3 protein-coding genes are annotated in these 7,596 nt (G+C 69.7%); 2 read left to right on the top strand and 1 reads right to left on the bottom strand.

Features of this window, described 5'->3' with window-relative positions; translation table 11 throughout:
- The first annotated feature begins 2 nt into the window (after positions 1-2).
- Entirely contained in the window at positions 3-158 is a 156-nt protein-coding gene (locus RMO12_RS11110) for a zf-HC2 domain-containing protein (RefSeq protein WP_309639329.1), read from the top strand.
- A 38-nt stretch (positions 159-196) separates the two neighbouring features.
- Here RMO12_RS11110 and RMO12_RS11105 read toward each other — a convergent pair whose 3' ends face one another.
- The gene (locus tag RMO12_RS11105; RefSeq protein WP_309639328.1) at positions 197-4,060 is read right to left on the bottom strand and encodes a hydantoinase B/oxoprolinase family protein; all 3,864 of its coding nucleotides are present in this window, start codon (positions 4,058-4,060) and stop codon (positions 197-199) included.
- 153 nt (positions 4,061-4,213) lie between these two features.
- On the opposite strand from RMO12_RS11105, the gene RMO12_RS11100 reads away from it, so the two are divergent.
- Positions 4,214-6,733, top strand: coding sequence for an ATPase, T2SS/T4P/T4SS family (locus RMO12_RS11100; protein ID WP_309639327.1), 2,520 nt, complete (start codon positions 4,214-4,216; stop codon positions 6,731-6,733).
- Positions 6,734-7,596 lie beyond the last annotated feature (863 nt).

Below are 7,596 nucleotides of genomic sequence, written 5' to 3'. Positions count from 1 at the left end.
TGATCACGGCGCGGTTCGACCGCCAACTGCCGCTGGCCGATCGCATTGCGCTGCGTTTGCATCTCTTTGCCTGCAAGGCCTGTCCCGGCTTCGAGCGGCAGGTCCGGCTGATGGACCAGGCGATGGGCCGCTGGCGCTCCTACATGGAGCGCGAGTAAGACCCCAAGCCGCTGCTTGCAGACCGTCCCCGAGGGGGTCACCGAACTCGGGCGCGGCCCTTCGTTTCCTCGAGAGGCTCTCCGTAGCCGCCGCCGCCCGGCGTCTCGACCACGAACACATCGCCCACGGCCATGTCGACTGAGCCGATGTGCCCCAGGCTCTCCACGCGGCCGACGCTGCGCTCGATGCGATTGCCCCCGAGCGCACCGGCCTGCCCACCCGCCAGGCCGAAGGCGGGCACGATGCGTCCGTTGGAAAGGATCGAGGCCGTCATCGGCTCGAGGAAGCGCACACGCCGCACGCCGCCATCGCCGCCCCGCCACTGCCCGGCACCGCCCGAGCCGCGGCGGATCTCGTAACTCTCGAGCCGCACCGGAAAGCGGAACTCCAGCACCTCGGGGTCTGTGAGGCGTGAATTGGTCATGTGCGTCTGCACCACGCTCGTGCCGTCGAAGCCACCCACCACGCGGCCGCCCTCGTCCTTGAAGACGCCCGCGCCGCTGCCGCCGGAGATGGTTTCGTAGTACTGGAGACGCGCGTTGCCGAAGGTGAAGTTGTTCATCGTGCATTGGCTCGCCGCCATCACGCCGAGCGCGCCGTAGAGCGCGTTGGTGATGCACATCGAGGTCTCGACATTGCCGGCCACCACCGCGGCCGGCGGGCGCGGGTTGAGCATCGAGCCTTCGGGCACGATCACCTGCAGCGGTTTGAGACATCCGGCGTTGAGCGGAATGTCGTCGCCCACCAGGGTGCGGAACACGTAGAGCACCGCGGCCATCGTCACCGCCTTGGGCGCGTTGAAGTTGTTCGGCAGTTGCGCGCTGCTGCCGCTGAAGTCGATGGTGGCGCTGCGCGTGGCCGCGTCCACCGTGACGCGCACGTCGATGCGCGCGCCGTTGTCCAGCGGCAGGGTGAAGGCGCCGTCTTTCAGCGCGGTGATGACGCGGCGCACACTCTCCTCGGCGTTGTCCTGCACATGGCCCATGTAGGCGTGCACGGTGGCCAGGCCCACCTGCGCGACCAGTGCGGTGAGTTCCTGCATGCCCTTTTCGTTGGCGGCGATCTGGGCGCGCAGGTCGGCCAGGTTCTGCTGCGGGTTGCGCGCCGGGTGCGCCCCGGCCGCAAGCGCAGCCAGCAGCTCGGCCTCGCGGAGCCGGCCGTCTTCGACCAGCAAGAAGTTGTCGAGCAGCACGCCTTCGTCGGCGATGGAGGTCGAGAACGGCGGCATCGAGCCGGGCGTGACGCCGCCGACGTCGGCGTGGTGGCCGCGCGAGGCGACGTAAAAGGCCGGCCGGTCCAAGCTCGGTGGAGGTATTGCTCCTTCCCGCTCTGGGGGAAGGTCGGGATGGGGGCTCGTCGCGCCGGGCCGCACTGGCCCCCACCCCAGCCCTCCCCCGGAGGGGGAGGGAGCCATGCCATGCGGGCGAGAGCCGGCCACCCCGGCCCCGGCATCTCTCGCCGTGGGCAATGGAAGAAACACCGGCGTCACCACCGTGATGTCCGGCAGGTGCGTGCCGCCATGGTAGGGATCGTTGAGCGCGAACACATCACCCGGCTTCAAGCCCGGGTTGCGCGCGATCACCGTGCGGATCGACTCGCTCATCGAGCCCAGATGCACCGGCATGTGCGGTGCGTTGGCGATCAGCTGGCCAAGGCCATCGAACAGCGCGCAGGAGAAGTCCAGGCGCTCCTTGATGTTCACCGAGTGCGCGGTGTTTTGCAGCCGAAGTCCCATCTGCTCGGCGATGTTCATGAACAGGTTGTTGAACACCTCCAGGCGCACCGGGTCGGCCTCGGTGCCGAGCGCGTGGCGGCGCGCGCGCGGTTGCATGCGCGCGAGTTCGAGTGCGCCGCCCGCGGTGAGCACCGCCTGCCAGCCGGGCTCGACCACGGTGGTGGCGTTGCGCTCGGCGATCACTGCCGGGCCGACGATGGTGGCGCCCGGTGCGAGTGCTTCGCGCTGGTGCAGGCCGGCCTCGCGCCAGCGGGCACCGTCGTCGGCCTCGGCGTGCATCGCGAGCAGGGCCAGCGGCGCGGGCCGGTGCGCCACGGCCTCGCCCAGCGTGCTCGCTTGCAAGGCCTCGCCGGCACCGACCGCTTCGATCGACACCGCCTCGATGACGAGCGCCTTGCCCGGCATCAGGAAGGCATAGCGCTGGCGGTAGACGGCCTCGAACGCCAGGCGCACGCTGGCCTCGTCGGCCGCGTCTTCGATGGGCAGCACCAGGGCGGTATCGGTGCCTTCGTAGCGCACATGAATGCGTGAGCGCAAGGTGATGCGCCCGGCGGCCACGCCCTGCCCCGCGACTTCGGCGCGCGCCAGCCCGCCGAGCACGCCGAGCCGCTCTGCGGCCTGCTCGAGCCCGTGCGCATCGAGCCGGCATTCGAGTGTCGCCTCGCGCATGGCGGTCTGGTCGGCCAGCCCCATGCCGTAGGCGGACAACACGCCCGCCAGGGGGTGGATGAAGATGCGCGTCATGCCCAGTGCGTCGGCCACCAGGCAGGCGTGTTGACCCCCGGCACCGCCGAAGCACTGCAAGGTGTAGCCGGCCACATCGTGCCCGCGTGCCACCGAAATGCGCTTGATGGCGTTGGCCATGTTCGCCACCGCGATCTGCAGCGCCCCCGCGGCGACGTCTTCGGCGCTGGTGGCGCGACCGGTGGCCGCGCTCATCTCGCGCGCCAGCGCGGCAAAGCGCAGGGCCACGGCTTGGCGGTCAAGCGGCTCGTCGCCCGCAGGGCCGAACAGCCGTGGAAAGTGCGCCGGCTGCAGCTTGCCGAGCATCACGTTGGCATCGGTGGTGGTGAGCGGCCCGCCGCGCCGGTAGCAGGCCGGGCCGGGGTTGGCGCCGGCCGACTCGGGCCCCACGCGCAGGCGCGCGCCGTCGAAGCGGATGATCGAGCCGCCGCCAGCGGCCACGGTGTGGATGCTCATCATCGGCGCGCGGATGCGCACGCCCGCCACCTGCGTCTCGAAGGCGCGCTCGTAGTCGCCGCCGTCGCTGCCGGCGAAGTGCGACACGTCGGTGGACGTGCCGCCCATGTCGAAGCCGATCACGCGGCGGTGCCCGCCCTCGAGCGCGGTACGCACCATGCCGACAATGCCGCCGGCCGGGCCCGAGAGGATGGCGTCCTTGCCCTGGAACGACCCCGCCTGCGTGAGCCCGCCCGAGCTTTGCATGAAGTAAAGCGGCACGCCCGGCATGTCGGCCGCCACGCGTTCGACGTAGCGCCGCAGGATCGGCGAGAGGTAGGCATCGACCACCGTGGTGTCGCCGCGCGACACCAGCTTCATCAGCGGGCTCACCTCGTGCGACACCGAGACCTGCGTGAAGCCGACTTCGCGCGCAATGCGCGCCGCCGCCGCTTCGTGCTGCGTGTAGCGCCAGCCGTGCATGAACACGATGGCACAGGCGCGCAGGCCGGCGTCGAAGGCGGCCCACAGGCGTTCGCGCAAGGCGGCTTCATCCAGCGGCTCGATCACCTCGCCCTGCGCGCCGATGCGCTCGGCCGCCTCGACCACGCGCGCATACAACAGCTCGGGCAGCAGGATCTGGCGATCAAACAACCGCGGCCGCGCCTGGTAGGCGATCCGCAGCGCGTCGCGAAAGCCGCGCGTGGTGACCAGCAAGGTGGGCTCGCCCTTGCGCTCGAGCAGCGCGTTGGTGGCCACGGTGGTGCCCATCTTCACGGCTTCGACGCGCTCGACCGGCACCGGCTCGTCGCGTCCGGTGATGCCGAGCAGTTGCCGGATGCCGGCCACCGCCGCGTCGTCGTAACGCTCGGGGTTGTCGCTGAGCAGCTTGGCGGTGTGCAGGCGTCCGTCGGGTGCGCGGCCGATCACATCGGTAAAGGTGCCGCCGCGGTCGACCCAGAATTGCCAGCGTGTCGTGTGATTCATCGTTTTCTGCGCAACGATCGCAGGCGCCGCAGGTCCGCTGCAGAACCGCTACTTGTATGCTTCGGCGCCCCCCGCCGTTGCGAGCATACGCCGGCCTAGCAGTCGTCTCACACCGGTGAGTGCTGCCCGATCAACCGTCCGCGAGTTGCCGCCATGACCGATCTTTCGACACCCCTGTCCATGACCACCGGCCCGGCAGCGCCCGGCGAAGGCAAGTCGCGTCACGCCGGCTTTTGCTGGCCCACGCCGCCCTATGCCGGCTACCCCGCGGCCGGCGAGCAGACCCAGGCGCAGGCCTGCGCCATCGAGGGCTTGAACGGCAAGCTGGTGCAGGGCCGGCTGATGATGTTCGTGCCCGACGAGGAAGTCGCGACCGTGCAACTGCCGCCGGCGCGCACCACCTTGCAGCTGCGCTTCAACCAGTTCCGCAGCCTGGCGCTGGCCGAGCCGCTGGCGCCCATGACCGCCGACCCCGCCGACCCGCACGCCGACGTGCTGGAGCACCGCCCGCACAGCCACTACCGGCTGCAACTGCACGATGGCACGGTGCTCGAAGGCGAAACCATCGGTCATGTGGAGCTGCCGTTCGGCATCTTCCTGTTTCCGCCGCACGGCGACGAGGGCAGCGTGACGCGCCTGTTCGTGCCCAACGCGGCGGTTGCCGACGGCGAGGTCGGGCCGCGCATCGAAGACGTGCTGGTGGAAAGCGACACCGTCAGCGCCGCCCTGATCGACGAGGCGACGCAGCTTCAGCACCAGCTGCGCACGCAAAAGCTCGGCGAAATCTTGCTCACGCGCCACATCGTCACGCCCGAGCAACTGCTCGGCGCGATTGCGGAGCAAAGCCGCATGCCGCTGGTGCGCATCGGCGAGGCGCTCACCACGCTGGGCCTCATCGACCAGTACCAGCTCGACGAGGCGCTCGAGCAGCAATTGGTCGACCGCAACGTGCCGGTGGGCGAACTGCTGGTGCGCCTGGGCCGCATCTCGCGCCAGGATCTACAGACCGCGCTGGCGCGCAAGATGGGCTATCCGATGGTCGACGTGGCGGCGTTTCCGGTGGAGTCCGAAGCGCTGCGCAAGCTCCCCTTTGCCACCGCGCTGCGTCTGGGCGCGCTGCCGCTGATGCTGCGCGACGCGACCTTGGTGGTGGCGCTGGAAGACCCGTCGCGTCGCAAGGCGCTCGAGGAGATCGAGTTCTCCAGCGAATGCAAGGTAGCGCCAGTGCTGGCACGCCATACCGAGCTGGAAACGGCGCTGCGCGAAGCCTATGGGCGCATTGGCGTGGACACGGGCAGCGGGGCCGTGCGCGATGCGGCCGGCTTCGATTTGGAGAACGCCGACGCCGGCAAGCTGCTCGCGAACCTCGAGCGCGAAGACCTCGACCACCAAAAGCGCGACGCCGGCGAGCGGCAGATCGAGCAGAGCGACAACTCGCTGGTGCGGCTGATCCACACCATGATCATCGAGGCCTACAACGAGGGCGTGAGCGACATCCACGTCGAGAACTACCCGGGCCGCGACAAGCTGCGCATCCGCTTTCGCAAAGACGGCCTGCTGCGCGCCTACCTGGAACTGCCGCACACCTACCGCAACGCCATCATCGGGCGCATCAAGGTCATGTGCGACCTCGACATCTCCGAGCGCAGGAAACCCCAGGACGGCAAGATCAACTTCGCCAAGTTCTCGCCCTCGCACCGCATCGAGCTGCGCGTGGCCACCATCCCGACCAACAACGGCCTCGAAGACGTGGTGATGCGCCTGCTGGTCTCGGCACGCCCGGTGCCGCTGGACCGGCTGGGTCTGAGCGAGCGCCACCTCGGTCTGCTCAAGGCCGCGATGGAACGGCCCTACGGCCTGGTGCTGTGCGTGGGGCCCACCGGCGCCGGCAAGACCACCACCCTGCACTCCGCCCTCGGCCACATCAACGTGCCCGAGCGCAAGATCTGGACCGCCGAAGACCCGATCGAGATCACCCAGCCGGGGCTGCGGCAAGTGCAGATCAACCAGAAGATCGAGTGGACCTTCGCGAAGGCCTTGCGCGCCTTCCTGCGCGCCGACCCGGACGTGATCATGGTCGGCGAGGTGCGCGACATCGAGACCGCGCGCATCGCCATCGAAGCCTCGCTCACTGGCCATCTGGTGCTCTCCACCTTGCACACCAACAGCGCGCCCGAGACGGTGACGCGGCTGCTCGACATGGGCATGGACCCGTTCAACTTTGCCGACTCCCTGCTGCTGGTGGTGGCGCAGCGGCTGGTGCGGCGCCTGTGCGCCGAGTGCCGCGTCAGCCGGCCGCTGACGCTGGTCGAACTGAATGAACTGCTCGATGACCACCTGTTCGTGCAACAGGCCGCACAACCCCAGGCCGCACGCGCGGCGCTGCGCAGCGATTGGCTCGGCCGCTTCGCCGTCGACGGTCGCTTGATGCACTTCTCGAGCCCCGGCTGCGCCGTCTGCGGCCGCACCGGCTTTCGCGGCCGCTGCGGCATTCATGAGCTGATGCCGATCTCACGCGAGCTGCGCCGCCTCATCCAGACCGGCGCACGCTCCGAGGAACTGCAGCAGACCGCCCTCACCGAAGGCATGTTCACGCTGCGTCAAGACGGCATCGAAAAAGTGCTGCAGGGGCTGACCTCGATCGACGAGGTGCGGGCGACGAGCAACGTGTAGACACGTGCCGGCGGCTTGGCGCCGACGGGCGCGCCGCTGTCGCGGGCGAAAGTGCGCGCAACACGACAGACGCGCACGACGCCCATGCCATGGCGGCCGACCGAACGCTCTCGAACGACGACCTCGACCCGGCGGCGGGTGGCGGGCTGCTGCACCGCCGGGTCTTCATGCGCCGCGGCCTGGTGTTAAGCACGGCGCTCGCCGCAGATGCCGCGCTGGCCCTCCCACCGGAGGCAGGCAAGCCAGCCGACGCGGCCGGCGCGGCAGACCCGCCGCCCTGGACGCTGCAACCCGGCCTTCCCTTCACCGAGTACGGCCAGCCTTCGCCGCACTCGCATGGACCAGAGGTCCGCCGCAGCGGGCTCGTCCAGGCCCAAAACGGATTCCCGCTCATTCGAATAAGACCTGCGGTGCGCATGTGGCCCGTTCCATTACGCGGCTCGGGTTGGGGCGTTTGGTCGGTTTGTCGGCTTGTCGGTTTAAGAAGCTCCGCGACGCGGCAAGCGTTGCCTGGCGTGGGTGTGCGCAAACCAGTGCACCGCCGTGCCTGCGAACGCGCGCCCTGGCAGGCGTCCCCGCCGAGACCGCGCGCCGCAAGCCCACGGCGTGGTGTTCGCAACGCAACCCACCGCCGTGTCTGCAAAGGCGCGTCCGGGCAGGCGGCAGCGCGCCTTCGAGGCGCTGAGGAGCACAGGGCTCGTGGCCGCGCGCAGCGCTTCGTCCTCTGACTCGTCGCGCTTGTTTGAACGCAGCGAACGCAGTGAGCGCAGTGAGTTGCGCGACGGGCCACGAGCCCGAGCACCGCAAGGCAGTCGCAGCGCAGCGGAGACCGCCTCGATGATGCGCTGCCGCCTGCCCGGACG

Source organism: Methylibium sp., assembly GCF_031393925.1.
Classification (GTDB): Bacteria; Pseudomonadota; Gammaproteobacteria; order Burkholderiales; family Burkholderiaceae_C; genus Methylibium.
The sequence above is the reverse complement of the archived record's forward strand: the minus strand, read 5'-3'. Positions and strand labels throughout refer to the sequence as shown.

Bases quoted from the DNA above. Each gene is read 5' to 3' on its own strand.
- RMO12_RS11105 (WP_309639328.1), bottom strand. From the start codon at position 4,060: ATGAATCACACGACACGCTGGCAATTCTGGGTCGACCGCGGCGGCACC.
- RMO12_RS11100 (WP_309639327.1), top strand. From the start codon at position 4,214: ATGACCGATCTTTCGACACCCCTGTCCATGACCACCGGCCCGGCAGCG.